At 65.3% G+C, this 26,235-nt stretch carries 26 protein-coding genes, 2 tRNA genes and 1 pseudogene; 14 read left to right on the top strand and 15 right to left on the bottom strand.

Going from position 1 to position 26,235, the window contains the following annotated elements; genetic code table 11:
• Window positions 1-44: 44 nt before the first annotated feature.
• A complete protein-coding gene (locus B7R21_RS06570; protein WP_116282450.1) occupies window positions 45-1,610 on the bottom strand; it encodes an S-layer homology domain-containing protein in 1,566 nt (521 codons plus the stop codon).
• Between the two features lie 58 nt (window positions 1,611-1,668).
• Entirely contained in the window at window positions 1,669-3,108 is a 1,440-nt protein-coding gene (locus B7R21_RS06565; protein ID WP_116282571.1) for an XRE family transcriptional regulator, read from the bottom strand.
• Between the two features lie 251 nt (window positions 3,109-3,359).
• Between B7R21_RS06565 and B7R21_RS06560 the strand changes: the two genes are divergently transcribed.
• Window positions 3,360-5,150: a phosphoenolpyruvate carboxykinase (GTP) gene (locus B7R21_RS06560; protein ID WP_437184177.1), complete on the top strand. Its 1,791-nt coding sequence runs from the start codon at window positions 3,360-3,362 to the stop codon at window positions 5,148-5,150.
• 198 nt (window positions 5,151-5,348) lie between these two features.
• On the opposite strand, the gene B7R21_RS06555 is transcribed toward B7R21_RS06560, so the two are convergent.
• The 3 genes from B7R21_RS06555 to B7R21_RS06545 are packed head-to-tail and all read right to left on the bottom strand — an operon-like array spanning window position 5,349 to window position 8,474.
• Entirely contained in the window at window positions 5,349-6,575 is a 1,227-nt protein-coding gene (locus B7R21_RS06555) for an ABC transporter permease (RefSeq protein WP_116282448.1), read from the bottom strand.
• Complete coding sequence (locus tag B7R21_RS06550) at window positions 6,572-7,375, bottom strand: ABC transporter ATP-binding protein (protein ID WP_116282570.1); 804 nt, start codon at window positions 7,373-7,375, stop codon at window positions 6,572-6,574. Before B7R21_RS06550 ends, B7R21_RS06555 begins: the two co-directional genes overlap by 4 nt.
• A 4-nt stretch (window positions 7,376-7,379) precedes the next feature.
• Complete coding sequence (locus B7R21_RS06545; RefSeq protein WP_116282447.1) at window positions 7,380-8,474, bottom strand: hypothetical protein; 1,095 nt, start codon at window positions 8,472-8,474, stop codon at window positions 7,380-7,382.
• A gap of 243 nt (window positions 8,475-8,717) precedes the next feature.
• Here B7R21_RS06545 and valS point away from each other — a divergent pair, with 243 nt between their 5' ends.
• Genes valS through B7R21_RS06530 form a run of 3 tightly spaced genes read left to right on the top strand, consistent with a single transcriptional unit; the run spans window position 8,718 to window position 12,117 of the window.
• Entirely contained in the window at window positions 8,718-11,360 is a 2,643-nt protein-coding gene (valS, locus tag B7R21_RS06540; RefSeq protein ID WP_116282446.1) for a valine--tRNA ligase, read from the top strand.
• On the top strand, window positions 11,357-11,824 hold the full coding sequence (locus tag B7R21_RS06535; protein WP_253259673.1) for a GNAT family N-acetyltransferase: 468 nt from the start codon (window positions 11,357-11,359) through the stop codon (window positions 11,822-11,824). Before valS ends, B7R21_RS06535 begins: the two co-directional genes overlap by 4 nt.
• Before the next feature lie 32 nt (window positions 11,825-11,856).
• Window positions 11,857-12,117 (top strand): hypothetical protein, encoded by a 261-nt coding sequence (locus B7R21_RS06530; protein ID WP_253259672.1) that lies wholly within the window; start codon window positions 11,857-11,859, stop codon window positions 12,115-12,117.
• 343 nt (window positions 12,118-12,460) lie between these two features.
• Here B7R21_RS06530 and B7R21_RS06525 read toward each other — a convergent pair whose 3' ends face one another.
• From B7R21_RS06525 to B7R21_RS06500, 6 genes are all read right to left on the bottom strand, one after another.
• On the bottom strand, window positions 12,461-13,603 hold the full coding sequence (locus B7R21_RS06525; protein WP_301182555.1) for a benzoate/H(+) symporter BenE family transporter: 1,143 nt from the start codon (window positions 13,601-13,603) through the stop codon (window positions 12,461-12,463).
• A 68-nt stretch (window positions 13,604-13,671) separates the two neighbouring features.
• Entirely contained in the window at window positions 13,672-14,952 is a 1,281-nt protein-coding gene (gene clpX / locus B7R21_RS06520; RefSeq protein WP_116282567.1) for an ATP-dependent Clp protease ATP-binding subunit ClpX, read from the bottom strand.
• Between the two features lie 123 nt (window positions 14,953-15,075).
• Window positions 15,076-15,756 (bottom strand): ATP-dependent Clp protease proteolytic subunit, encoded by a 681-nt coding sequence (locus B7R21_RS06515; protein WP_172592078.1) that lies wholly within the window; start codon window positions 15,754-15,756, stop codon window positions 15,076-15,078.
• Between the two features lie 32 nt (window positions 15,757-15,788).
• A complete protein-coding gene (locus B7R21_RS06510; protein WP_116282443.1) occupies window positions 15,789-16,391 on the bottom strand; it encodes an ATP-dependent Clp protease proteolytic subunit in 603 nt (200 codons plus the stop codon).
• A 147-nt stretch (window positions 16,392-16,538) separates the two neighbouring features.
• Window positions 16,539-17,906, bottom strand: coding sequence for a trigger factor (gene tig, locus B7R21_RS06505; protein ID WP_172592077.1), 1,368 nt, complete (start codon window positions 17,904-17,906; stop codon window positions 16,539-16,541).
• Between the two features lie 55 nt (window positions 17,907-17,961).
• Window positions 17,962-18,035: transfer RNA gene (locus B7R21_RS06500), tRNA-Pro, on the bottom strand.
• A gap of 78 nt (window positions 18,036-18,113) precedes the next feature.
• Here B7R21_RS06500 and B7R21_RS06495 point away from each other — a divergent pair.
• Window positions 18,114-18,187 (top strand) — tRNA-Gly (locus tag B7R21_RS06495).
• Window positions 18,188-19,029: 842 nt separating this feature from the next.
• On the opposite strand, the gene B7R21_RS19690 is transcribed toward B7R21_RS06495, so the two are convergent.
• From B7R21_RS19690 to B7R21_RS19685, 3 genes are all read right to left on the bottom strand, one after another.
• Entirely contained in the window at window positions 19,030-19,224 is a 195-nt protein-coding gene (locus B7R21_RS19690) for a hypothetical protein (RefSeq protein WP_147305835.1), read from the bottom strand.
• Between the two features lie 191 nt (window positions 19,225-19,415).
• A complete protein-coding gene (locus tag B7R21_RS06485; protein ID WP_116282440.1) occupies window positions 19,416-20,600 on the bottom strand; it encodes a tyrosine-type recombinase/integrase in 1,185 nt (394 codons plus the stop codon).
• Window positions 20,593-21,612, bottom strand: coding sequence for a helix-turn-helix transcriptional regulator (locus B7R21_RS19685; protein WP_147305834.1), 1,020 nt, complete (start codon window positions 21,610-21,612; stop codon window positions 20,593-20,595). Before B7R21_RS19685 ends, B7R21_RS06485 begins: the two co-directional genes overlap by 8 nt.
• Window positions 21,613-21,800: 188 nt before the next feature.
• Between B7R21_RS19685 and B7R21_RS06480 the strand changes: the two genes are divergently transcribed.
• The 9 genes from B7R21_RS06480 to B7R21_RS06440 are packed head-to-tail and all read left to right on the top strand — an operon-like array spanning window position 21,801 to window position 26,043.
• Window positions 21,801-22,586, top strand: coding sequence for a phage antirepressor N-terminal domain-containing protein (locus tag B7R21_RS06480; RefSeq protein ID WP_172592076.1), 786 nt, complete (start codon window positions 21,801-21,803; stop codon window positions 22,584-22,586).
• Window positions 22,583-22,789 (top strand): helix-turn-helix domain-containing protein, encoded by a 207-nt coding sequence (locus tag B7R21_RS06475; RefSeq protein WP_116282438.1) that lies wholly within the window; start codon window positions 22,583-22,585, stop codon window positions 22,787-22,789. The genes B7R21_RS06480 and B7R21_RS06475 overlap by 4 nt, the downstream gene beginning before the upstream one ends.
• Window positions 22,786-22,995, top strand: coding sequence for a hypothetical protein (locus B7R21_RS06470; RefSeq protein WP_116282437.1), 210 nt, complete (start codon window positions 22,786-22,788; stop codon window positions 22,993-22,995). The genes B7R21_RS06475 and B7R21_RS06470 overlap by 4 nt, the downstream gene beginning before the upstream one ends.
• Window positions 22,992-24,047 (top strand): hypothetical protein, encoded by a 1,056-nt coding sequence (locus B7R21_RS06465; RefSeq protein WP_116282436.1) that lies wholly within the window; start codon window positions 22,992-22,994, stop codon window positions 24,045-24,047. The genes B7R21_RS06470 and B7R21_RS06465 overlap by 4 nt, the downstream gene beginning before the upstream one ends.
• On the top strand, window positions 24,044-24,595 hold the full coding sequence (locus B7R21_RS06460; protein ID WP_116282435.1) for a hypothetical protein: 552 nt from the start codon (window positions 24,044-24,046) through the stop codon (window positions 24,593-24,595). The genes B7R21_RS06465 and B7R21_RS06460 overlap by 4 nt, the downstream gene beginning before the upstream one ends.
• Window positions 24,592-24,810: a hypothetical protein gene (locus B7R21_RS06455; protein WP_116282434.1), complete on the top strand. Its 219-nt coding sequence runs from the start codon at window positions 24,592-24,594 to the stop codon at window positions 24,808-24,810. Before B7R21_RS06460 ends, B7R21_RS06455 begins: the two co-directional genes overlap by 4 nt.
• Window positions 24,807-25,115 (top strand): hypothetical protein, encoded by a 309-nt coding sequence (locus tag B7R21_RS06450; protein WP_116282433.1) that lies wholly within the window; start codon window positions 24,807-24,809, stop codon window positions 25,113-25,115. The genes B7R21_RS06455 and B7R21_RS06450 overlap by 4 nt, the downstream gene beginning before the upstream one ends.
• A 5-nt stretch (window positions 25,116-25,120) precedes the next feature.
• Window positions 25,121-25,444 (top strand): hypothetical protein, encoded by a 324-nt coding sequence (locus B7R21_RS06445; protein WP_147305833.1) that lies wholly within the window; start codon window positions 25,121-25,123, stop codon window positions 25,442-25,444.
• Window positions 25,441-26,043 (top strand): helix-turn-helix domain-containing protein, encoded by a 603-nt coding sequence (locus B7R21_RS06440; RefSeq protein ID WP_116282431.1) that lies wholly within the window; start codon window positions 25,441-25,443, stop codon window positions 26,041-26,043. Before B7R21_RS06445 ends, B7R21_RS06440 begins: the two co-directional genes overlap by 4 nt.
• A 16-nt stretch (window positions 26,044-26,059) precedes the next feature.
• Here the strand turns inward: B7R21_RS06440 and B7R21_RS06435 are convergent.
• Window positions 26,060-26,235 (bottom strand): annotated as a pseudogene (locus tag B7R21_RS06435) (IS256 family transposase); the annotation flags it as partial.

Here is a 26,235-nt window from a genome sequence, read left to right as displayed (position 1 = left end):
GACGGTCGCCAGAGCAGACAACGCGAGAGCGGACGCCGCGCGGACTACGGGCGGAGGTAGTAGCGGTGGAGGAACGCCGCCAGCACGTCGCGCGTGACCGGAGTGGCGGGCCCGAACCCGGTGCCGGTCGAGATCTTGTTCGCCCTGATCCACTCGATGGCGCGGTAGTTCGGGTTCGACGTCGGAACGTCGGTGAACGACGGTGTTGCAGGGTTCGGCAGTGTGTCACCGCTGTAGGCCGAGAGCCAGACGGCCAGGTCGGTACGGGTGGCGTTCGAAGCGGGCGAGAACTTCTTGTCGGCGGGCAGCGTGACCAGGTGGTTCGCCAGCATCCATTCGACGGCGGTGTACGAGCCGCTCGTCTTCGGCACGTCGACGAACGACGGCGTCGCAGGCGGCGTGAACGGCAGCCCGCTGTAGCGGTAGAGGTAGATCGCGGTCGTGCCCCGGTTGATCACCTGGGTGGGCGAGTAGATGCGGGTGCCGTTCGCGGCGGCCGTACCGGTGCCGAAACCGAGGCTCGCCATCCACTGGATGTCGGCGTACTTCGCCGTCGTGGGCGTCACATCGGTGAAGAACTGGTCGGGCGCGGCGTTCGGCGTGCCGAACCAGTCCGAGTACACGTAGAAGAAGTTGCGGTTGCCGTAGGCCGAGCACGCGTCTCCCGTGCCGTAGGGGTTCGCGAGCGCAGCCTTGTTCGGCTGGTACGGCGTGTAGTAATAGAGCGCCGCGGTGGCCGCGTTCGTGATCGTGACCTTCGACGAGCCGCAGCTGGTGTCGTCGTTGTACTGGATGCTCGTCATCTTGCCGACCGGGAAGTAGGTGAAGTCGAGGGTGCGTCCGGGCGGGTTGAGGTAGCGCTTGAACTGCCACGCAGCGTTGTAGACCTGATTGTAGAAGCCGTAGTAGTACTTGTCGCAGGTGGCCTGCGTGTCGGCGCAGCCGTATCCCGTTGCGGTCTCATAGTCGCCGGCCGAGGGGCTCGTGGTCGCGACCAGCGAGGACTCCTTCTGGATGAGCGTGAGCAGCACCTTCTGGCTGACGCCGCAGAGCTGGCCGACCCGGTAGACGATGGTGGCGGCCGTCTCGTTGGAAGCGCCGACATACTGGCCGCACATCTGGTCGGCGGCCTGCGTGTAGGTGGTCTGCCGGTAGTTCTTCAGGCACAGGGCGCCTGCCGTGCATCCGGAGCCCTTCGAGGCCAGGAACGACTGCACCTGCGAGGCGGTCATTGCCGTACCCGTGTAGAAGAGGGAGTCGTCGATGATGTTGCCGGCGGTGAACTTCGCCACGGCGGCGGAGGCCTGGCGATCGGCGCTCTCCGGAGCTGCGGCAGGGCCTGAGGGCGCGGCCACCGGGGTGCCGGCCGAATGGGTCGCCGCGAGAGTCTGCTGAAGAGTGGCCTGTGCCGCAGCCTGGGCCTGGATGCTCGCCGCCGTCTCTGTGGCGCGGGGCGATGCGTCGGAGTCGGCGCTCAGCGCATTCGCGGCGGCGCTGCTCGCGGCGGGAGCTGCCGTTGCGGCGAGGGACCCGCCGAGCACGAGGGCCACGACGGCGACGGTGCCGGCAAGCGCGCGGGCGACCGTGGTGGTTCGGGAGAAGATCTGCACCTGTTGACCCTAACCGCCACCCGCGACATCCGCAGTCCTCATTGAGGGGGACCCGACCTCAGGACGCCGCGTGCGACTCCAGGAACTCGTACACTTCCCGGTCGTCGACGCCCGGGAACTTGCCCGACGGCAACGGAGAGAGCACATGTGCGTGCAGGCGGGCGCTCGGCCAGGCGCTCTCCGACCAGCGTTCCACCAGCGCCGAAGCGGGGCGCCGGCAGCACGACTCGTCGGGGCAGCGGGAGAGAGCGCGCTTCTCGGTGTCGCGCCCACGGAACCACTTCGCGTCGGCGAACGAGGTGCCGAAGCTGATCGAGAACTCGCCCGCGGCGGTCGTCCCGGTCTGGGTGGCGCACCAGAACGTCCCCGACGGAGTGTCGGTGTACTGGTAGAACTCGGTGCTCCGATTCGTGCGGGTGAGTGCGACGCGCGCGGCCCAGTTGCGGCAGACGAACTGGCCCTCCACTGCCCCCGTCACGTCCTGAGGCAGCGGCAGGCCGTCATTCTCATACGCCTTCTGGATGGCCCCGTCATCCGTAAGGCGCAGGAAGTGCACGTCGATGCCGAGGTGCGAGGTGGCGAGGTTGGTCATCCGGAGCGCCGCCGCTTCGTGAGTGACACCGAACGCGTCGCGGAAGTCCTCGACCGAGAGGTCGCGCCGGGCCTTGGCCCCCTGCAGAAACTTGACCGATGCCGCCTCGGGCATCAGCGACGCCGCCGCGAAGTAGTTGATCTCGAGCCGCTGCTGCAGGAAGTCCGCGTAGTTCTGCGGGGGCGTGTGCCCGAGAACACGGTGCGCCATCGCCTGGAGCGCCATCGAACGGAGCCCGTGCCCACCGGGGATCGACGCCGGCGGCAGGTAGATGCGACCGCTCTCGAGATCGGTCACCGAGCGGGCAGAGTGCGGCAGGTCGTTGACGTGGATGAGGCGGAAGCCGAGGTCTTCGGCCAGGAGGCTCACCGTTCGGTGGCTGAGCGCGCCGCCGGTGTGGCCCACCCTGGCGAGCGTCTGCTCGACGATCTTCTCGAGCTCGGGCAGATGATTGTTCTGCTCGCGCATCCGCTCGCGTGACTCGGTGTTCGCCCGGCGCGCCTCCTCGGGCGTCGCGATCGACTCGGTCGCGCGCCGGATCAGCTCACGGTGGAGTCCGACGAGGGATTCGAGCGTCTCCTGCGGGAGGTTCCGGCTGGCGGGCACCCGCGGGAGCCCGAGCGAGGCGTAGAGATCGCCGGTCTGCGCCCGGGCCAGCTCGATCTCGAGGGCGGTGCGGGCATCCGGCGCCTCCTCGGAGAGCAGGTCGGAGAGCGGGACGCCGAGCACAGAGGAGAGCGACTGCAGCAGGGAGAACTTCGGCTCGCGCCGACCGTTCTCGATGAGGGAGAGCTGGCTCCCGACGACCCCCACCTTCTCGCCGAGCTGGTCGAGCGTGAGGTCGGCGGCCTTCCGGAAGTGCCGGATGCGGCGACCGAGGGTGATCAGGTCGAGAGTCGATGGCATCTTTGCCTCCTGTAAAGAACGGGCGATCTTTCGCGATACTTTCTCTGAATTTAGCGCAAATAGAGCGCACAGTGGAAGAACACCACAGAACTTCTGCATCCTTTCAATCGAGGGGTGCCCGACACAGAACGAGCGGAGCGATCGTGAGCCTCTTGCAACGACCCACACAGAAAACCTCTACGTCGAAGTTCCCCACCCGGGTCGACAGCGTCGGACGCCGGCCCGAGCGGGCATCCGAGACTCCGCCCACCCTGCGCATCGATGCCGGGCTGGCTGCGTGGATCGCCGACGTCACCGCGCTCACCGGGCCCACCGACGTGGTCTGGTGCGACGGATCCACGGCCGAGTACGACCGCCTGACCAAGGAGATGGTGGCGCAGGGAACGCTGATCCGCCTGAACCCGGAGTGGCGCCCGAACAGCTTCCTGGCCCGCAGCGATCCGGCTGACGTGGCCCGGGTCGAAGACCGCACCTTCATCTGCTCGACCACGGAGATCGACGCCGGTCCCACGAACAACTGGCGCGAGCCGTCTGAGATGAAGAACGAACTCCTCCCGCTCTTCCGGGGCAGCATGCGCGGGCGCACCATGTACGTCGTTCCGTTCTCGATGGGCCCGGTCGGCGGCCCGCTCTCGCAGGTCGGCGTGCAGGTCACCGACTCGCCCTACGTCGTGGTCAGCATGGCGCTGATGACCCGGATCGGCACATCCGTGCTGAATCTGATCACCGACGACACACCCTGGGTGCCCGCCCTGCACAGCGTCGGCGCGCCCCTTGCCGCCGGCGACGTGGATGTCGCGTGGCCGCACAACCCCTCGAAGTACATCGCGCACTTCCCGGAGACCCGCGAGATCTGGTCGTTCGGATCGGGTTACGGCGGAAACGCCCTGCTGGGCAAGAAGTGCTTCGCCCTTCGCATCGCCTCGGTGATGGCCCGCGACGAGGGCTGGATGGCCGAGCACATGCTGCTCGTGAAGATCACGTCGCCCGAGGGCCGCGCCTACCACGTCGCCGCAGCGTTCCCCTCGGCCTGCGGCAAGACGAACCTCGCCATGCTGAAGCCGACCATTCCCGGCTGGAAGGTCGAGACCATCGGCGACGACATCGTCTGGATGCGCCCCGGCCCCGACGGCAGGCTCCGCGCGATCAACCCCGAACGCGGCTTCTTCGGCGTCGCACCCGGCACCGGCATCGAGACGAACCAGACGGCCGTCGACACGATGTGGGGCAACACGATCTTCACGAACGTCGCGCTCCGGGATGACGGGGATGTCTGGTGGGAGGGCCTCACGCCGACCCCGCCGTCTCACCTGCTCGACTGGCAGGGCAACGACTGGACGCCGGCCTCCCCGACGCCCGCCGCGCACCCGAATGCCCGCTTCACGGTGACGGCCGACCAGTGCCCCTCGATCGCTGCGGAGTGGGAGTCGCCCGAGGGCGTCGTCGTCGACGCGATCCTGTTCGGCGGGCGCCGCCCGTCGACCGTGCCGCTCGTGGCGCAGTCGAAGAACTGGGCGCACGGCGTGTTCGTCGGGGCCACCATGGCCTCGGAGACCACTGCTGCCGCGGCCGGTGCCGTCGGTCGCCTCCGCCACGACCCCTTCGCGATGCTGCCGTTCGTCGGCTACAACATGGCCGACTACTTCCAGCACTGGCTCGACATGGGCGACGTGCTGGGCGAGAACGCTCCCCCGATCTTCCAGGTCAACTGGTTCCGCAAGGACTCCGCCGGGTCGTACATCTGGCCGGGCTTCAGCGAGAACTCGCGGGTGGTCGAGTGGATCATCCGTCGCCTCGAAGGTGACGTGGCCGCGCGCCAGACACCGATCGGCGGGCTGCCGCTCGTGCACGAGCTGAACGTCGAAGGCCTTGGCCTCTCGGACGCGGATCTTGCGACCCTCACCGGCGTCGACAAGGCCGCCTGGCTGGCTGAGGCCGACGAGACGGAAGCCTACTTCGGCACGCTCGGCGCCGACCGGATGCCCGAGACCCTCCTGACCGAACTGGCGCGCCTCCGCGCGGGTCTCGCGAAGCTCCCCTAGCGCCTCTGCCGGCCGCCGCCCGCCGCGGTCTGTCGAGAGCCGCCCGTCGCAAAAGAGGAGGGGAGCATCGCAGGGTCGAATACGACCTCAACGAGGCCCCCCTCCTCTTTTACGCACCCCCGGCGTGCCGCGGGGGGTGCGGAGGAGTGCGGGGGCGGGGGGAGGGCGGCGGGCGGGGGCGGAGGGGGGCGCAGGGCGTCAGTAGCGGATCGCGTCGATCACCTTCACGCGCACCGCCACGAGCGCCGGCAGCAAGCCCGCGATCGCGCCCACCAGGGTCGCCGCCGCGAGCCCGAGCAGGGCCGCGTCGAGCGGGAACGCCGGGATGTCGGACACTCCCTGCGAGATGACATCCTCGACCCACGGGCTCTTCACAATGAGGATCGACAGCATCACGCCGACGACCCCCGCCGCGACAGTGGCGACCACGCTCTCCATCATCACCGCAAAGAACACCCGCGCGGCCGTCGCGCCGAAGCTCCGCCTGATGCCGATCTCCTGGATGCGCTGCCGCACCGTGACGAGCGAGATGTTCACGAGCCCGAGCGCCCCGAGCAGCAGCACCAGCACCGCCACCCCGCTGATCATCAGCTTGATCGGAAGGAACGGATCGTCGCCGTACGCCGCGTAGTCCTGCCGGTTCACCTGCGCGGTGGCACCCTCGCCGAGTGAGGCGCTGAAGTCCGACTGCAGCCGGGACGTCAGTTCCGCAGAGATCGAGGGCGGCACCCACATCTCGTACGACGGATAGGCGGGGTACGAAGCATCCGTCGCCAGCTGGTCGGCGAGCCGGGTGTACGAGTCGTTCAGCATCATCATGCTCGGCTGGTCCTCGTAGGCAAGGGCAGCGGTGACCCCGGTGATGACGGCCGTGACCGGCTTCGATCCGACGAGGCTCACGGTGGGGTGGGTCGCGAGGTCGGGCGAGCCGAGCCGCTGCCAGAAGATGTCGTTCACGATCAGGGCGGGCGCGAGGCGGGTCGCATCCGTCTCACCGAACCACGATCCCTTCACCACCTCGACGCGGTGCATCGTGCCGTACGGCTGGTCGACGAGGGTCGCGTTCACCGGGCTGACGCCGTCGATGAACTGGATGCTCACCTGCTGTTGGTTCACCCGGCTGGCGTAGTGCACGCTGTAGCGTTCGAGCGCCTCGTTCCAGGTCCTGTCCATGGTGGCGGTCGGCGGCGCAGAACCGTCGGCCGTGAACGCCGACACGTACAGCGTCGCCGGCCGCCCGCTCGACCGCTCGCTCGTCTCGATGGTGGCCTGTTGCGCGATGTTCCCTAGCGCGACCACGCTGGTCAGCGCACACACGGCGACCGCGACGCCGACCAGCGAGAGCAGCACCCGCGTGCGGTGGATGCGGAGCTCCGCCCACGCCTCGATGACGCTCCCGACGAACGCGGTAGTCAACCCCCTCACGAGTCGCCGCCTTCGTCTGCGGCGTGCGCAAAAGAGGATGACAGCGCCGCCATGTCGCCTGTGACCTCAGCGCCGCCGTGGTCCTCTTCTCCGACGGCGAGTGGACGGGGGGCGGTAGCCGCGGCATCCACCAGCGCACCGCGCTCGAGCCGGAACCGCCGCGCCCCGAGCGCCGCGATCGCCGGGTCGTGCGTGATCGTCACGAGCGCAGCATCCGAGGCCGTCGCGATCTCGTCGAGCAGCGCCATGACGATCTCACCCGTCTCGATGTCGAGGGCACCGGTCGGCTCGTCGGCGAGGATGAGCCGAGGGCGCCGCACCAGCGCGCGGGCGATCGCCACGCGCTGCTGTTCGCCGCCCGAGAGCCGATCCGGGGTCGACGACAGGCGGTGACCGAGCCCGACCCGGTCGAGCATCTCGCTCGCGATCGCGCGGCGTCGCCAGAACGCCGATCCGGTGTCGTAGAGGAGCGGCGTCATCACGTTCTCGAGCGCGGTGCGGCCCTGCAGCAGGTTGAACTGCTGGAAGATGAACCCGACGTCGCGGCCCCGCGTCACGTCGCGCCGCCGTGCGGAGAAGTGGCGCGTCGGTTCGTCGTCGAGGAAGATCTCGCCCTCGGTCGGCGAATCGAGCAACCCGAGCAGGTTCAGCAGCGTGGATTTGCCGGAGCCCGACCGGCCGACGATCGAGAGGCGGTCGCCGACCTCCACAACGAGGTCGACGCCGTCGAGGATGACGAGGGGGCGGTCATCCACCCGGGAGACCGTGCGGCCCACCCCCCTCAGTTCGAGGAACGTCATGCGCTCACCCCGCCACGGCGACGCCGCCGCCACCGATGTCGAAGCAGTTCGGCACGCCCCCACAGCCGTCGGTCGGAGCAACCGCCCCGGGAACGAACTGCAGCACGGTGTCTCCGGCGGCCAGGCCCGAGACGACCTGCACCATGCTGCCGTCGGTCAGGCCCAGGATGACCGGCCTCTGCTCGGTCGTTCCGTCGGGCAGCACGAACCAGACGTTACCGTTCAGCGCGGTGCCCTCGACGGCTGTGGTGGGGATGACCAGCACGTTCTCGGCCTTGCCCGCGGCGATGGTGACGTCGGCGGCGAGTCCGGAGAAGACGCGCACGTCACCCGGCACGCTGCAGCGGAGGGTGTTGCCCGAGCCGCTGCCGCCGCCCGCACCGCTGCCCGCACCACCGCCACCTCCGTTGCTCCCGCCGCCACTCCCGCCCGAGCCGCCCGAGCCGCTGCCGTCCGAACCGGCCAGAGGCGACAGGATCGTGAGGTTCGTGCAGGCGAACGGTGCCGGCCCGCCGGTGATCGCCACCTGCGCCTCGGTCGGCTGGCTGACCAACCGGTACTGGTCGGCAGCGTTCAGCGATCCCGTCACCGAGAAGGTCGGCGGCGCGATCTGGCCGGCCACGTCTCCGACGGCCATCGACTGGCCGGCGAGAACGGGCAGCGCACTCACGATTCCGGCGATCGGGGCCGTCACGTCGACGTAGGTCACCAGCGGCTTCCGCGGGGTCTGGATGACCGAGCCGTCGGGCCCTGTCGTCTCGACCGGATCGCGCTGGGTCTCCACCCTGATGTCGAAGATGGTGTCACCCGCCGCCACCGTCGCCCCGACGGCGACCTGAACCTCGTCGACCACCCCGATCGCAGTCGCCCGGATCGGCGACGCCGGATCTGCGCTCACCGTCGCCTTCACCGTGACATCGTTCGAGATCGTGCCGGTCGTGACCGTCGCCTGCGGTTCCGTGAGTTCCCCCGTCGGCACGGCGGGATCGGCGACCGCCTGCGTGTCGGGAAAGAACGCCAGCTTGCAGAGCGCCGCCGCGATGGCGACGACCACGACGAGTCGGATGATCGGAAAGACCCACTTGCGGACAACACCCACGTTGGCACCTTCGTGTCGGCCCGGTTCTCTGGGCGGCGTACAGAATTCGCCCGTCGATTCCCCCCACGGGCTGCCCTGAGTCTAGGGAACCCCGGTGCGGCAGGAATCGTCCGCGAGGATGATTTCGTCCCTGACCGCTCTCGGCTAACGGTCACCGCGCGTCGCCGCCGGCTGGGTAAACTGGGGCGACATCACAAAAGGCACCCCAGACTCGGTGCCGCCTATAGTGCCTGGAGGGCCACCGTGACCGCGAACGTACCTGACAAACCCGCGCTGGAAGGCCTCGAAGGCAGGTGGGACGACCTGTGGAGTGAGCGCGGCACATACCGCTTCGACCGCGCGCTGACCACCCGCGAGAACGTCTACTCGATCGACACCCCGCCGCCGACGGCATCCGGATCACTGCACATCGGTCACGTCTTCTCGTACACGCACACCGATGTCATCGCCCGCTTCCAGCGCATGCGCGGCAGGAGTGTGTTCTACCCGATCGGCTGGGACGACAACGGCCTGCCCACCGAACGCCGCGTTCAGAACTACTACGGCGTACGCTGCGACCCGACGCTGCCGTACACCACCGACTTCGTGCCACCCTACGAGGGCGGCGACAACAAGAGCGGCAAAGCGGCCGACCAGAAGCCGATCAGCCGCCGCAACTTCATCGAACTCTGCGAGCGCCTGACGGTCGAAGACGAGAAGCAGTTCGAGGCACTCTGGCACCGGCTGGGCCTCTCTGTCGACTGGACGCAGACCTACCGCACCATCGCCGACTCGTCGATGCGAGCGAGCCAGCTGGCTTTCATCCGCAACGTCGCGCGTGGCGAGGCCTACCAGGCCCAGGCTCCGACGCTCTGGGATGTCACGTTCCGCACAGCGGTCGCGCAGGCCGAGCTCGAAGACAAGGACATGCCGGGTGCGTACCACCGCATCGCGTTCCATGCAGAGAACGCCGACGGCACGACGGCCGCCGGCGACGACATCTTCATCGAGACCACCCGCCCGGAACTGCTCGCGGCCTGCGTCGCGCTGGTCGCTCATCCGGATGACGAGCGCTTCAAGCCGCTCTTCGGCACGACCGTCACCACTCCCCTCTTCGGCGTCTCCGTGCCGGTCGTCGCCCATCACCTCGCCCAGCCCGACAAGGGCGCCGGCATCGCCATGGTCTGCACGTTCGGCGACCTCACCGACGTGATCTGGTGGCGCGATCTCTCTCTGCCGAACCGCGCGATCGTCGGCTTCGACGGGCGCATCATCAGCGAGGCTCCGGATGTCATCACCAGCGAGGGTGGGCTCGCTGCGTATGCCGAGATCGCCGGCAAGACGATCTTCTCGGCCAAGCAGACGGTCGTCGACCTCCTTCGTGAGTCAGGTGAACTGATCGGAGACCCGAAGCCGATCATCCACCCGGTCAAGTTCTTCGAGAAGGGCGACAAGCCGCTCGAGATCGTGTCGACCCGCCAGTGGTACATCCGGAACGGCGCGCGCGACGAAGAACTGCGCCAGCGCCTGCTCGACATGGGCAACGAGGTCGAATGGCACCCGGGTTTCATGAAGGTGCGCTACGACAACTGGGTCAACGGCCTCACGGGCGACTGGCTGATCTCCCGCCAGCGCTTCTTCGGCGTGCCGATCCCGGTCTGGTACCCGCTCGACGGTGACGGCAACCCCGTCTTCGACCAGCCGATCGTCGCCGACGAGGCGTCGCTCCCGGTCGATCCGTCGACGGATGCCGCTCCCGGGTACCCCGAATCCTCTCGCAACCAGCCCGGCGGTTTCGTCGGCGAACTCGACGTGATGGACACCTGGGCGACCTCGTCGCTCACCCCGCAGCTGGCCGGCGGCTGGGAGCGGGACCCCGAGCTCTGGCAGCTCGTCGCGCCCTACGACCTGCGGCCCCAGGGACAGGACATCATCCGCACCTGGCTGTTCTCCACCATGCTCCGCTCGGCGCTCGAAGACGGCCGCACGCCGTGGAGGCACGCCGCGCTCAGTGGCTTCATCGTCGACCCCGACCGCAAGAAGATGTCGAAGTCGAAGGGCAACGTCGTCACTCCCGCCGCCGTTCTCGAGGCTCACGGCTCGGACGCGGTGCGGTACTGGGCAGCATCCAGCCGCCTCGGAACAGATGCCGCCTTCGACCCGCAGAATCCGACCCAGATCAAGATCGGCCGCCGGCTCGCCATCAAGGTGCTGAATGCGGCGAAATTCGTCTACGGGTTCGAGCTGCCCGAAGGGTCGTTCGGCGTCACGCACCCGCTCGACCTGTCGATGCTGACGCAGCTCGATGAGGTCATCGTGGCCGCGACCGCTGCGTTCGAGAGCTACGACCATGCCCGCGCGCTCGAAGTCACCGAGACGTTCTTCTGGACCTTCTGCGACGACTACCTGGAGCTCGTGAAGGAACGTGCCTACAGCGCGTCGTCGGATGCCGCGGCCAAGGCCTCTGCTGTTCTCGCCCTGCAGGCGGCGATCGACGTGCTGCTGCGATTGCTCGCCCCGTTCATCCCGTTCGCGACCGAAGAGGTCTGGTCGTGGACGCACGCCGACGGCTCGTCGGTGCATCGCGCGCTCTGGCCGACCGGTGTGACCGGCGGTGAGGGTGCGGCTTTCGCTCCGGATGCTGCGCCCGCCCTTCCCGCGCACAGCACGCTGCTCGGACTCGCCGGTCACGCCCTGGTGGGCATCCGGCGCGCGAAGACCGACGCCAAGGCCTCGCAGAAGACGCCCGTCGTCTCGGCGACCATCGCGGGCCCCGCTGCGGCTCTCGAAGAGCTCGCGCTGGCATCCGACGACCTCAGGCAGGTCGGTCGCATCGAGACGTTGACCTTCGTCGAGGGCCCCGAGCTCGCCGTCACCGAGATCGTGCTGGAGGCGGGCGACGCGTGAGCGGGCATCCGCTGGCCGGTGAAGTGAGCATTCGGCCCGTCGAATCAGGCGATGCCGACCAGTGGCAGCGCCTCTACATCGGCTACGGCGAGTTCTACAATTCACCGACCGCGGGTGACATCGCGACGCGCGTCTGGGGCTGGCTGCTCGACCCCGCGCACGAGACGGAAGGGTTCGTGGCCGTCGACGGCGGCGGGCAGCTGGTCGGGCTCGCACACGTGCGTGAATTCGCACGGCCCCTTGCCGGAGCACGCGGGTTGTACCTCGACGATCTCTTCGTCGCACCGGATGCCCGTGGGGGCGGTGTGGCGACGGTCCTTCTCACGTCGCTGCGGTCACTCGCCGACGCCCGCGGGCTCGATGTCGTACGCTGGATCACCGCCGGAGACAACGCCACGGCGCAGCGCGTCTATGACAAGCTGGCCGACAAGACCGCGTGGGTCACCTACAACATCACCGTCTGAACTGCTTTTTCCCTCGCTTTGGAGCTGAACACATGATTTCCGTCGGAACCCGCTGGTCGAGCGGCGACGAACCGCCCACCCGTCTCCCCCAGGCCGTCATCGACGCCGTGCTCGACATCGAGGGCGATCTCGCCGAGCAGAACGTCGACACGTCGATGTGGTACTGGACTCTCACCTGGCTTGAGGGCCGCCCCGTCGTCGAGTTCGACGACGGCACCCGCATCGACTACGATCCCGACACCGACGAGGCGACCGTCTCGCAGTCCGACGAGTACACCGACGACGACGCCTGACGCTGGAGGCAGCGCCCGTCCGCAGTTGGCGGATGCTCGATCTTTACCCAGCATGAGGCACGACGACCCACTTAGCCGGCGTCAGCCTGATCGCCGACCCCGACCCCGACCCTGACCCGCGGCTGGCTGGCCGTGTCGCCTTCGCGAGCGGCGCCTGGCCCGTTGCTGCTCGGGGCGCTCTTCAGCGCCGGTGAGGTCGCCGTCGATCCGCGGGTGGAAGAGGACTTCGTGGCACTCCCCTTCGCGCACGGTGAGAGCGACGCGGGATGCCGAGAGCGGGCGGTGGGGCGGTCGCGCTCAGCAGATAGCCGCGCTCTCACAGAGTTGCGCGGAAACGCGAGCGTCAGGGGCGGGGTCGAGGCCGGGGCGAGGCCGCGACCAGCATAATGAGGCCGCCGACGAGGAGACCCCAGAAGGCACTGCCGATGCCGACGATGACGATGCCCGACGCGGTCACGAGAAAGGTCGCGATCGCGGGGATGCGGTGGGCGACATCCTCGAGCGAAGTGGTCACCGCTCCGACGAGGGCGCCCAGCAGCGCGAGGCCGGCTACGGCGGTGATCAGGATGGGCGGCGACGCCGAGATGAGAGCGACCGCGAAGCCCGCCCCGAGCCCGAACACGATGTAGACGAAGCCCGAGGCGAAGGTCGCGACCCAGCGACGGGATCGGTCGGGGTGCGAGTCGGGTCCGGCCATGATCGCCGCCGTGATCGCCGCGAGGTTGACCGCGTGGCCGCCGAACAGCGCGCCCACGGCCGTGACGGCGCCGGATGCCACCAGCACCGGCCGCGGCGGAACGGTGTAGCCGAAGGTCGACATCACCACGAACCCGGGCACGTTCTGCCCGGCCATCGTCACGATGAACAGCGGCAGCCCGAGACTGACGATCACGAAGGCGTCGAACTGCGGCGGCACGAACGCGAAGGCCGGCACGAGCGACGTCGAGGCTGAGGTGAGCCAGCCCGAACCCGCTGAGACCCCGATCCCGATGGCCGCCACCAGCATCGCCGCCGGAACGGCCCACCGCGGCGCCAACCGGAACAGAACCAGCCACACCACCACCACCGGGATCGCCAGTGCCGGGATCTGCGTCACGGCTTGCACCGGTGCCAGGCAGATCGGGAACAGGATGCCCGCCAGCATCGCACTCGCGATCGACTTCGGGATTCGGGTGATGGCTCGGCCGAGTGCAGGCCAGAGCCCGCACAACACAATGAGGAGCCCGCACACGACGAAGGCGCCGACCGCAGCGGAGAAGTCGTTCGTCGTCGCGCTGGCGGCGATGAGGAGCGCTGCTCCGGGGGTCGACCAGGCGAACGAGATGGGCATCCGGTAGACGCGGGCGAGCACGATACAGAGCACCGCGACCGCGAGACACAGCGTCAGGAGCCCTGAGGAGGCCTGGGCATCCGACGCCCCGACGGCGTGCAGTCCCGCGATGACGAGCGCAAACGAACTGGCGAACCCCGTGATACCTGCGACGATCCCGGCCGCGACCGGTTGGATGATTCCGGCACCGGCGCCGGAGAGTTCAGCCGACGAACCCAGCTGCTCTACGCCGACTTCTCGACGCGACGCGCAGCCGCACGCGGCACGATCGTCGGTGCAGCGTTCGACACGACGGCCTCGCGCGTGATGATCACCTTGGCGACCTCGTCGGTCGAGGGCACCTCGAACATGACCGGCCCGAGCACCTCTTCCATGATCGCGCGGAGGCCGCGGGCACCGGTCTTGCGGAGCACCGCGAGGTCGGCGATCGCCTCGAGGGCGTCCTTCTCGAAGTCGAGCTCGACGCCGTCGATCTCGAACATGCGCTGGTACTGGCGAACGAGGGCGTTGCGGGGAACGGTCAGGATCTGCATGAGCGCGACCTGGTCGAGCGGCGTCACCGTGGTCACGACGGGAAGCCGGCCGATGAACTCGGGGATCAGCCCGAACTTGTGCAGGTCTTCGGGCAGAACCTCGCTGAAGAGGTTGATGTCGTCGCGCTTGGAGTGCAGCGGCGCGTTGAAACCGATGCCCCGCTTGCCGCTGCGTTCGGCCACGATCTCCTCGAGGCCCGCAAAGGCCCCGGCCACGATGAACAGCACGTTCGTCGTGTCGATCTGGATGAACTCCTGGTGCGGATGCTTGCGGCCGCCCTGCGGCGGAACCGAGGCGACCGTGCCCTCGAGGATCTTGAGCAGCGCCTGCTGTACACCCTCGCCGGACACGTCGCGGGTGATCGACGGGTTCTCGGCCTTGCGGGCGATCTTGTCGATCTCGTCGATGTAGATGATGCCGGTCTCGGCCTTCTTCACGTCGAAGTCGGCGGCCTGCAGCAGTTTGAGGAGGATGTTCTCCACGTCTTCGCCGACGTAGCCCGCTTCGGTGAGGGCCGTGGCATCCGCTACCGCGAACGGAACGTTGAGCTGCTTCGCGAGCGTCTGCGCCAGATAGGTCTTGCCGCAGCCGGTCGGGCCGATCAGGAGGATGTTGCTCTTCGCGAGCTCGACCTCGTTGGCGACCGCATCGGCCGACGTGAGGGTGTTCTTGGCGCGCACGCGCTTGTAGTGGTTGTAGACAGCGACGGCGAGTGACCTCTTCGCCTGCTCCTGGCCGATCACGTACTCTTCGAGGAAGGCGAAGATCTCTTTCGGCTTCGGCAGTTCGAACTCGCTCGAGGCCTCTTCGCCCGTCTCAGAGAGTCGCTCTTCGATGATCTCGTTGCACAGTTCGACGCACTCGTCGCAGATGTACACGCCCGGGCCGGCGATGAGCTGCTGAACCTGCTTCTGGCTCTTGCCACAGAACGAACACTTGAGCAAGTCGGCGCTCTCCCCGATGCGTGCCATGTTCATCCTCCTCGTATGACCTTGATAGAGCCTAACCCGTGCCACTGACGCCAGCGGCCATTGGGACGGCGAAAGGCACCCGGCATTCTGCAGGCCGGGTGCCTTTCTCTGGTGCTGCTGGTCTTATTTGACGAGCGCGGGAACGTTCTTCCGCGAGGTCAGCACCTGGTCGATGATGCCGTACTCGACGGCGTCGGCGGCGCTCAGGATGTTGTCGCGGTCGATGTCCTTGTTCACCTGCTCGGGGGTGCGGTTCGAGTGCGATGAGAGGGTCGACTCGAGCCAGGTGCGCATGCGGAGGATCTCCCGCGCCTGGATCTCGATGTCCGATGCCTGGCCGCCGCCCTGGCCACCGGCGGAGGGCTGGTGGATGAGGATCCGCGCGTTCGGCAGAGCGAGGCGCTTGCCCGGGGTGCCGGCTGCGAGGATGACCGCAGCAGCCGAAGCCGCCTGGCCGAGGCACACCGTCTGGATGTTCGGCTTGACGTACTGCATGGTGTCGTAGATGGCCGTCATCGCAGTGAACGAGCCACCGGGCGAGTTGATGTACATCTCGATGTCGCGATCGGGATCCTGGCTCTCGAGCACGAGGAGCTGGGCCATCACATCGTCGGCCGAGGCGTCGTCGATCTGCACGCCGAGGAAGATGATGCGATCTTCGAACAGCTTGGCGTACGGGTCCTGGCGCTTGTAGCCGTAGGCCGTGCGCTCTTCGAAGGTCGGGAGGATGTAGCGGTCGGACGGGCTCGTACCGTTGCCGTAGGGCGAAGAAGTCGGCATTCCGCCGAACATGGGGGTTTGCATAAGTGTCTCTGTTCTTGGGGTGAGCGTTGCGACTAGTTGGATGCGGAGGGGACGGCGTCTTCGACCTCGGTGCCGCCGCCACCGGCGACGTCGGAGGAGAATTCACGCACGTAGTCGACGAAGCCGTACTCGAGCGCTTCCTGGGCGGTGAACCAGTTGTCGCGGTCACCGTCGATCATGACCTGCTCCGGCGTCTTGCCGGTCTGCTCGGCCGTGAGCTCCGCCATGCGCTTCTTCATGTCGAGGATGAGAAGGGCCTGGGTCTGGATGTCGGCGGACGTGCCGCCGAACCCACCGGAGGGCTGGTGGAGGAGAACCCGGGCGTTCGGCGTGATGTACCGCTTGCCCTTGGTACCGGAGGAGAGCAGGAACTGCCCCATCGAAGCGGCCATACCGATGCCGACCGTGACGATGTCGTTCGGCACGAACTTCATCGTGTCGTAGATCGCCATGCCCGCGGTGATGGATCCGCCGGGCGAATTGATGTAGAGGTAGATGTCTCGCTGGGGGTCTTCCGCTGCCAGAAGCAGGATCTTGGCGCAGATCTCGTTGGCCATGTCGTCACGGACTTCAGTGCCGAGCCAGATGATCCGGTCTTTCAGAAGACGTTCGAAAACGCTGTTTGGCATCGCCATATCGGCCATGTGTGTCGCTCCAATTCACTTGCGGTACTTCGAATGTAGTGGAGCGTCTCCCCCGCACAGCCCGTGTTCGCTGGGGGCAGACTCGGGGCACGAAAAAGGGCCCCACGGATGATCGTGGGGCCCTTTCTGCAGAGGTGACTAGTGCGAGTGACCCTCGTGGTCACTGTGGTCGTGGCCCTCGTGGTCGTCGTCTGCGCCATCGACGGCGACGAACGGCTCATCGGCCCCACGAGCGATCGTGGTGAACTCGGAGACGTCGACCGTCTTGCCGTTGCTGTCGGTGACGACAGCCTTGTCGAGAACGATGGCGAGCGCCTTGTTGCGGGCGACCTCGCCGACCATCGACGGGATCTGGCCGTTCTGGTCAAGGACCTGAACGAACTCGGCCGGCTCCATGCCGTACTGGGCGGCACTCTGCACGAGGTACTGGGTCAGTTCGTCCTGGCTGACCTTGACCTCTTCCTTCTCGGCGATGATGTCGAGGAGGATCTGCGTCTTGAAGGTCGACGTGCTGGACTCGGTGACCTCGGCGCGGTGCTCGTCGTCCTCGAGGCGGCTCTCGTTCTCGAGGTGACGGTGCACCTCGTCTTCGATCAGCTTCGGGGGAACCGGCACCTCGACGAGGGCGAGCAGCGCATCGAGCGTCTTGGTGCGGGCATCCGTCACCTGGCTGAACGCCTTCTGGCGCTCGACCTGGGTCTTGAGGTCGGCCTTCAGCTCGTCGATCGTGTCGAACTCGCTCGAGATCTGGGCGAAGTCGTCGTCGGCCTCGGGAAGCTCGCGCTCCTTGACCGAGTTGATGGTCACCGTGACGAGGGCATCCTTGCCTGCGAACTCGCCGCCGAGCAGGGGCGCCTCGAACGAGGTGGTCTCACCTGCGGTCAGCGAGTCGATGACACCGTCGAGACCCTCGAGCAGCTCACCCGAACCGACCTCGTAGCTGATGCCGGTGGCGTTGTCGACCTCGGCGTCGTCGATCGTGGCGATCAGGTCGAGCTGGGCGAAGTCACCCGTCTTGATGGGACGGTCGACGGTGATGAGGGTGCCGAAGCGGCTGCGGAGCTTCTCGAGCTCGCTGTCGATCTCCTCGTCGCTGACCTCGATCGGGTCGACCGTGACGGCCAGCCCGTTGTAGTCGGGCAGGTCGAGCTCGGGGCGGACATCCACCTCGATCTTCAGCTGCAGGTCGCCCGTGAAGTCCTTGTTGCTCGGCCATTCGACGATGTCGGCCTCGGGGCGGCCGAGCGGCCGCAGTTCCTTCTCGGTGATCGCGGCGCGGTAGAAGCCATCGAGACCGTCGTTGACCGCGTGCTCGAGAACGGCGTCCTTGCCGACGCGCTGGTCGATCAGGGGCGGCGGAACCTTGCCCTTTCGGAAACCGGGGATGTTGACCTGCTCGGCGATGTGGCTGTAGGCGTGGTCGATGCTGGGCTTCAGCTCTTCGGGCGTCACGAAAATCTCGAGCTTGACGCGCGTGGGGCTGAGCTGTTCTACCGTGGTCTTCACGTGAAAAATCTCCTGTGGATCGAAACTGTTGAACGGATGCTTCTGGTGGGTCTTGTCGGGGCGACAGGATTCGAACCTGCGACCTCTCGGTCCCAAACCGAGCGCTCTACCAAGCTGAGCTACGCCCCGGGAAATAACCTCACCGAGTCTAGTGCACCGGGGCTGGCCCAAACCTGTACTACGATATTTGAGTGCCACCCGGCGCGCGGGGATGTAGCTCAATGGTAGAGCCTCAGTCTTCCAAACTGATGACGCCAGTTCGATCCTGGTCATCCCCTCCAAATAAACAAAGGGCAAGCGGGCCTCGCGTCCCGGCCTCCGTCTGAAATGGCACCGGAAATGGCACCCATTCGTCAGCCGTAAACCGACCTGGTACCGCAAACGGGCGGCTGGCGAACCCTAAAAAGCGGCGAATCTATCGTGACGCCGAATAGACGCTTCGCTAGTTCGAGTGACTTCATACCCGCGTTCCCGGAGCATCTCCGCAGCTAGTTCAAGATCATCGGTTATAGCTGTCCTGAGTTGGGTTGATCGGTAGTCACTTCGCCCCGCGTCAAGCACAGCCTGATACCCCGGCTTGGTGTCGATACCGAACTCGACAATGAGCATCTGAAGGACATCCTCGATGCAAGGGCGGAACCTATGCCCGCCAACGGGTAGGTGCACCTGAGAGAGACTTGGGATCTTCCCCGAGTCGACAGCTTTGGCCCGAGTCTTCCCCCGGTGACGTTTGCCTGACTGCAGCATGGCAGCCACGACTTCATCTCGGTGAGCGTGGACGTTTATGTGAGAACAAGGGACCGTCGACGAATTAGGGGTCCGCAAGTAGTCGAAGGTGAAGAGAGGGGTGTTCGATCGTACTGGCTGCACTCGAAAAGACGAGGTGTCGATCGCAAAGAACTCTTTGTCGCTATTCCAAATGCATCGGAAGTTGACCCCCAACCACAACAGCTGCTCGCCACCCACTAATAAGGGTATGCCCGCGGAATTTTCCTGATTGATCGTGATGTGCTGGTCCGACACTCGAACCGAGAACGCGATCTCACCGGGGAGAACCCCGTTTGTCGTCGTTATTAGCTGCTGCGCGAAGTCGGTGACGGCGGAAACGAGCTGGGGGTCGCCCTTAACTGGATCGTACGCCCGCGGCGAGATAGTCGAGATCGTCGAGCTCTCGGAGGATGGCCTGTTTTTCCGGTTCCAGAATGAAAGCGGCATTTCTGGATCGGAGCTCCTCTATGGATGCACGTGCTTCCTGCAGCAGGGCAGCGCGACGCTCGGTGATGTCGTCCAGCGACCAGAATTGAATCGTGGGGACCATTTCAAACCTCCTGCTTGGTTCGTTTCGTCATCCTCGCACAAACACCTCAACGTGTTTGGCATTCGCCCGGGTGGGGCTTCTTGAAGAAACAATATTAGGGACCACCGACAACAGGACCTACGCTACGCCGCAAAGACGTAACTTGACAGAGGGGCGACTAGGCATCGCTCGCCTTCGAAGAAACGGTCCTTCTAACCGTAGAAGGCTCCGAGACGGTCGCTCGTAGCCCGCTTGGTGTCCTCCATCGGGTGCACGTACGTGTCATAGGTGAACGACGTTTTTGAGTGACCGAGGATGCTCGAGACGACGGAGATCTCCTCCCCCATGTCGATCATGATTGACGCTGCGGTGTGCCGTCCGATGTAACGACGTTCATGCGGAAGTCCGGCCGCGTCGAGAAGCTTCCTCCAGCCTCTGGTGTCGACCCCGATGTCGAGAGGCCTGCCGTTCGGCTGTGTGAACACCAGCGCGGCTGGCACATCATCGAACGCCCACTCTGTGTAGGTATCCCCGAACTCAATGCGGTCGACCATCTGCTGCTCCCGCGTTTCCGCCAGCATGGCCATGACGAACGGGGGCACGGGAATGTCGCGCCAGCCAGAGTCGGTCTTAGCCGACGAGATGATCTGCAGGCCACTCCCCCGCACCCGCTGTAGCTGGCGCCGCACCTTCACGACGCGCCTGGTGAAGTCGATGTGCTCCCATCCGAGCCCGAGCACTTCCGCGGGCCGCAGCCCGAACATAAGGCCGAGATACCAGCGCGCCGCGTAACGGTCTGTCTTCGCCTGCGCGAGAACCGCCTTCGCGTCGGCCACGCTCAGCGCCCTAGTGTCTGCCTTGGTCGCCTGAGGCGGTTCAACGAGCTGCGCGACGTTCCGGCCGACGTGGCCGCGCTGCATCGCCACGGTGAGCGAGCGCCGAATGTTCGAATGTACGTTGATCACAGCGCGAGGTGTCAGCGGCCGCTTGGTGGGCTTCGTATCCCCGGCGTGAACCCGCGCCTTGGACAGCTTGCCGGACAGCATGTCGTCGTAGAGCCGCTCGAGGTCTTCCGGTTCGAGCTCACTGAGCTTTAGGTGCCCGATCTGAGGCACGATGTAGTGCTCGACGTTGTGCCGGTAGTTAGTGTGGACTGCCGGCTTCAGCTTCGCGGTCGACAACCAGTGCCGCATCCACTGGGCGAGCGTGTAGTCCTTCCCACGCGGCAAGGTGCCGTCGTCACGCTGACCCAGAAGTGCCCGAAGCTTCTGGGTCGCAACCTTCTTCGTCACGCCAGGGAAGTAGAAATACTTCCTCTTCCCCTTCACCGTGATGTACGCGCGGTACCCGTTCCGGTACTCGTAGAGCGAGCCCTCGCCCTTCACCCCATCAGCCATTCCCTGGCTCGTCCCCAATCTCACCCGATACCGGCGCGGTTACGTCCGACGGGATCGCAGGCACGGCTCCGACAGTTTCCTCCTCATCAACGAGTCCAAGGGAATAGAGACCCTCAGTGTTATAGAGATTCATGTCGTAAAAGTCAGACCGATGTTCAGAAAAAGCTCCGACCGCACTTCGGCGCGTTTCGGGAGTGCCGAAATCAAATAGCAGCTTGAGATGTGATTGATGCTTTAGACGGGGCATCGTAAGAGATGGTCCCGCCCAGGGTTTTCTCTTCACATTCGCATTGGGGATTGGCACTTCTCGCGAGTACTCCTCAACAACATCACCAATGTGATTGACACGGTTCCAAACAGAATCTGGCAGATTCAGATGCGGCTTCTTCTCTACAACATTGTCGAAGAATGCAATTGTTTGAAGCAAATCCTGATACTCGATCTCAACGGCGGCATGATCCGCCTTTTCGGGCGAATCAACATCAAGATCACTGAGAACGATGTTGACTGATTTTTCACCCAGCTCCAGCCGCCAGTGCGTACCGTGCTTTTCCCACTTATCGCCCCTTGCTACAGATTCAGCCACTGCAGCGACATCCGCCTCGGCCGCCTCTGCGCCGTGCAAGGAATCCATAAGCCTCCCGAGACCCCAAAAGGTATCAGGAGGGTTACGAAAGTACTCGGACTGCAAGACCTGAACCATCGAGACATACTCGACCGACGTCACTCCTCCATAAGGACGAGCCATGCCCTCAACATCGATTGGACTCCACGGGTTCTCAAAATCCACCATCAATGCAAGCGGCGAAATGTCCAGAGCGCTTGCGATGAGCATCACCTCGGAGTAGGAGGGGTCTTTTTTTCGTCCAACTTCGATATTGACGACCGTGGACCGGGTGATGGCGGAGCTTGGAATTGCGTCCGCTAATGCCTGAGGGGTCCGGAAACCCGCCATTTTTCGGTAAAACGCCAGCCGCGTGCCGATGGGAGTCCTCGAATATTCGATTGCCATATTGCAAATATACAGGAGGCTTGCGCGCAAATTGAGAATCGGGTAGATTCATTGCAGGGATTCTCATATCGAAAGAATCAGATCTCAAAGTTTGCAATATGAAAACTCCCGATCCGGCAGGTGCTGTAACACCGTGAGCCGGATCGGAAGTCAGACCGAAACCCAACCGCTAAGTCAAGGAAACGATCGTGCCCCAGATTACCCAACCCACGGCTGAAGTCGCGACGATCCCATTCCACGGATCAGACATCCTCGCTGTCCACATCGACGGCAAGCCAAACGTGTTGCTGAAGCCGTTCATCGAATCACTCGGCATTGCGTACCAGCCCCAGCACCGCAAGCTGATGAACAAGTCGTGGGCCTCCGTCACCACCACGGTGATGCAGGTCCCCGGAGATGGCCAGCGTCGCGAGCACACCATCGTCGACGTCCGTACCGCGCTGATGCTCCTCGCGACGATCGACGAAAGTCGCGTGTCCGAACAGCGTCGACCCCTCCTGATCGCGTACCAATCCGAAGTGGCCGACGTCATCGAGGCCTACTTCAGCCAGGGCGGCGCTATCAACCCGAACGCCACCATCGACCAACTCGATGTCCTCGCACGACGGGCTCAGGCCCAGGCCGGCGTGCTCGCCGCGTTGAAGGGAATCGTCGATGACGCCTACCTCGAGGTGCAGGGCCGGTTCGTCATCGGCCAGGCCCTCGGCATCGAACCGGAACTCGACACTGCGACAATCCCGCAGGATGTCGAGTCGTATCTTCGAGACACCGGCATCGGGGGCGTCGAACGTTCTCGAGTGCGGAGCCAGTTCGGCAAGCGCCTGAAGGGCGCATACGTCGCGAAGCACGGCCGCGAGCCTCTCAAGGTGCCGCGTACCATCAACGGCGTCGTCACCGAGGTGAACGGATACACCCGCCAAGATCTCGCCCTCTTCGATCAGGTTTTCGACGCAATGGGTCTGGTGCGCTCATGACCGCCGCGAGTGTTGCGGAGGCCGTCCGTCTGCACACCATCCCGAGCGTCGCTGATCATCTCGGGACAAGCGTCGACACCGTCTACAGGCTGATCCACGACGGCGCGATTCGAACAGTCGACATCGGCCGGGACGGACGATCCCGGTTCCGAGTACGGGCTGATCACCTTCAGGAGTTCATCGACGCACGCACTGGTCGATGAACTGGCTGCTCGCGATCACCGCCGTGGTGGTCGCTGGCTTCACCGTCCCCACGACGCTCGTCGTCGTCATCGCGGTGGTCGCCTTCGGGTTGGCTGCCGTGCACGCAGAACTTCTCCGACGCAGCTGCGTCCGGAATGAAGAAAGCCCGGTGCTTCAGACCACCGGGCCGCAATCCCCACCTAGCAAAGGAAAAGAATCGATATGACTACGATAGCCGAAACCCGCACCGAACAGCAGTACCTCACCTCGGCCAAGGAGCAGCTGGCGCAAGTCGTCGCCGCGCATGACGCCGAGCACGCCCGGCTCGCGGAACCAATCGAGCGCGGCTCCGACAAATGGGTCGAGCTCGTTCGCCGACTCATCGACACCGGCAGAGCAACAACTTTGCAACTCGCACCCATGTCGCCCGAGTGGGCGGGTGAGTTGTACGCGGACTGGAAGGCGGGAACCGGCCCGATGTGGCCGTTCGCAACGCCGTCCTGGAACGTCGCGTCCCCCGTGTACGAGTCGAACACAATGAACGGCGACCCGGTTGTGGACTTCACGGCAGCCGAACACGCCGCCATCGTCGACGGCAAGGAGATCGGGTCTGCCGTCGTTCGGCGACAAGACCTGCTGAACATCGAAGATGACATGGTCGTGCCCGGCCCACTAGTGGTCGATCTGTGGGTGGGTGGAAACCGGGTGGAGACATCCCTGACCTCGTATGCGGAGACCTGCGCGCTCTCGTCGGCTCTGCTCGCGGCGGCTGGCGACTACCACGCCATCGAAAGGGATGAATCGCGTCCGCAGGGCCCCGCCCAGTGGCCGCTTCGTCACTTCCGTGACAACGAGGAAATCCCGCTCTACGCCGGTGACTACATCGCTCTCGACGAGGCAGCGGCGGCGGCAGGCAAAACGCGCCTCGAGCTGACGTACGACGAGGTCATGGAGATCATCTTCAATTGCCGACACGAGTTGGGCCAGAAGGAGCTTCCGTCGGAGCGCCCTGGATGGAACACCACTCTCGCCGACGATCACGGTGACCCTGACGACCCGAACAACCGAGACGTGAAGATCCTGATCTACGGGAACGGGCACGCGTCGGTCGAGGTGGAACGGGTATACACCAGCAACCCGTGGATCGTGTACGTCGACGCCAGCAGTGAGGGTGAGACCGACAGCCGCACTGCCCGGGAGTTCGCAGCCGCTCTGGTCCGAGCGGCAGACCTCGCCGACGAACTCAACGCCGAAAACCCGAAGACGGTGTCGGCATGACCGAGATGACGCGAACCGAGCGTAGCGACCTCGCCGGCCTGACCCGCAAGCGGGCGACCGTGGCGAAAAACCAAGCACGGCAGCGTGCTGCAGAGCTCACGGCGGAAACCGAGGAACAGCTGTCCCGGGTGTTCGCGGCTGAGGATGTTCGGTGGCAGGCGGCGATCGCCAAGGCAAAGATCGCCCTGGATGCTGCGAACACGAAGATCCGTGAGGAGCTCGGCGCCGAGGGTGTCCCAGATAACCTCCTGCCCTCGCTCACGCTCGGCTGGCGGGGACGCGGCGAAAGCCTCGATCCTCACCGCCGTGGTGAGCTGCGCACTCTCGCTCGGGCACGCATTGACGCACACCTGAAGACCGCACTGGCGACGATCGAGAAGTCATCGGTCGACGTTCAGACGCAGTTGCTCGCGGCAGGCCTGACAACGGGCGCCGCGCAGGCGTTCCTGACCGCCATGCCGACACCAGAAGAACTCTTGCCCGCCGTGTCAGTCGACGAGCTAGCCATCGAGCGGGACCGAAAGACAAACCTCAGGAGCATCTCATGAAAAAGGTCGTCAGGCTCACCTGTTCACGCTGCGGCCGAACCGGCCGTGACCGCGGCAATTGGAATGTCGATGTCCGTCAAGGCGTCCCCGTCGCGATCATCTGCCCGGCCTGCCAGACGGCGGAAGAGAACGCGGAAGCCGAGATCAACCTGGCTACCACCGACTACCTCGGCGCCGACGCGTTTGGTCGAATTCTGGGACGGATCAAGGTATGACCGCCCAGGACAAGCCGCTCTTGATCCAGTCCGATGCCCTCGGAGCGGTGATTTCAATGGACGCCATGTCGTTCCTCTGCGGCGTCACCGAGGCGGAGTACCGCGCCGAGTTCGACATGCAGCGTCTCGTCGCTGGCGGTGCAGACAAGTTCTCAATGTCGATGCCGCCCGACTGGATGAAAAGCGCTCGCCGGAACTACGCCGAGGCGTCAGCCTCCATCAACAGCAGCGACCTGCAGAAGGTCGTCGCCCACCTGAAACAGAAGCGCGACGGCGGCGCAGCGTTCCGTCGAGAAAGCGAGTGAACGCCGTGCAGATCACCATCAACCCGAACCCGCCCCTCGATGTCGTTATCGCCGAGCTGCTGGCCGCGACAGAGCCGGTGAATCGGCCGAGCATTGAGTCGATCCTCGCCGGGTCCGCCGTACCGGAGTACGACTACCAGAGGCTGGCGAACCTCGGCCTTACGAGCCCGCTGCTGGGCCGCCAGGTCCGCAGCATTATCCAAATGGCCCAACACCTCATAGACGGTGACGTATCGCCTGAAGGGATCGCTCCGAGCCTCGTCGCGATCGGCCAGATCATCGCCGCAGAGATGACCGCACCGTCGTTGCTGGAAGCATCTGCGCGGTGAGCTACACAGCAACTAAGTGGGCTTACGACCTCCCTCTGACAGGGTCGGCCAAGGGGATTCTCGTTGCCTTGGCCGACATGGCCGACGAGGCGAACTCCTGCTATCCGGGGCAGGAGAAACTGGCAGCGATGACTGGTCGCTCGGTGAAGACTATCGAGCGGGCACTGAAGTACCTCGAGGCTGCGAAGCTGCTTGTTCGGGTACACCGTCACGGAGCGCAGGGCTGGCGGACGAGTGACCGTTACGAGCTGCAGGTGGATGTTCTCACCGTCGACCTACCCGACAAAACGCCTACCAGTCAAACTGCCCACAAGGCAGAACGCCTACAAGGCAACCTGTCCGGCCTACCCGACAACCTGTCCTCGCCTACCCGACAAGGTGACGGGGCAGAAGAGAACCACCAGTATGAATCACCAGAAGAATCACTAGTCTCTTCGTCGGAGACCCACGTCACCGACATCGTGAGAACCGACGTTGAAGAGCTTTGCTCGTTGCTCCGTGACTCGATTCTGAGCAACGGTGTCCGAAAGAACCAAGCGGTCATCACCGATACTTGGCGGAACTCGGCCCGGCTCGGGTCTGTCAAGAATTCGGTGTAACTAGTGTTGTTGTGGGTTAGCGTCCGACGGTGAGTCGGCCGTTGAAAGTGATGTCGAACGCGTTGAGCGCGGCCTTCCATCGTTGGGTCCAGCGGGCCCGCCCTTGGCCGGTCGGATCCAGGCTCATCACGGCCAGGTAGACACATTTCAGTGCGGCTTGCTCATTGGGGAAATGTCCCCTGGCGCGGACCG

The organism is Subtercola boreus (assembly GCF_003399625.1).
Classification (GTDB): Bacteria; Actinomycetota; Actinomycetes; order Actinomycetales; family Microbacteriaceae; genus Subtercola; species Subtercola boreus_C.
Note: the sequence above shows the minus strand (reverse complement) of the source record. Positions and strands in the feature narration are given on the sequence as shown.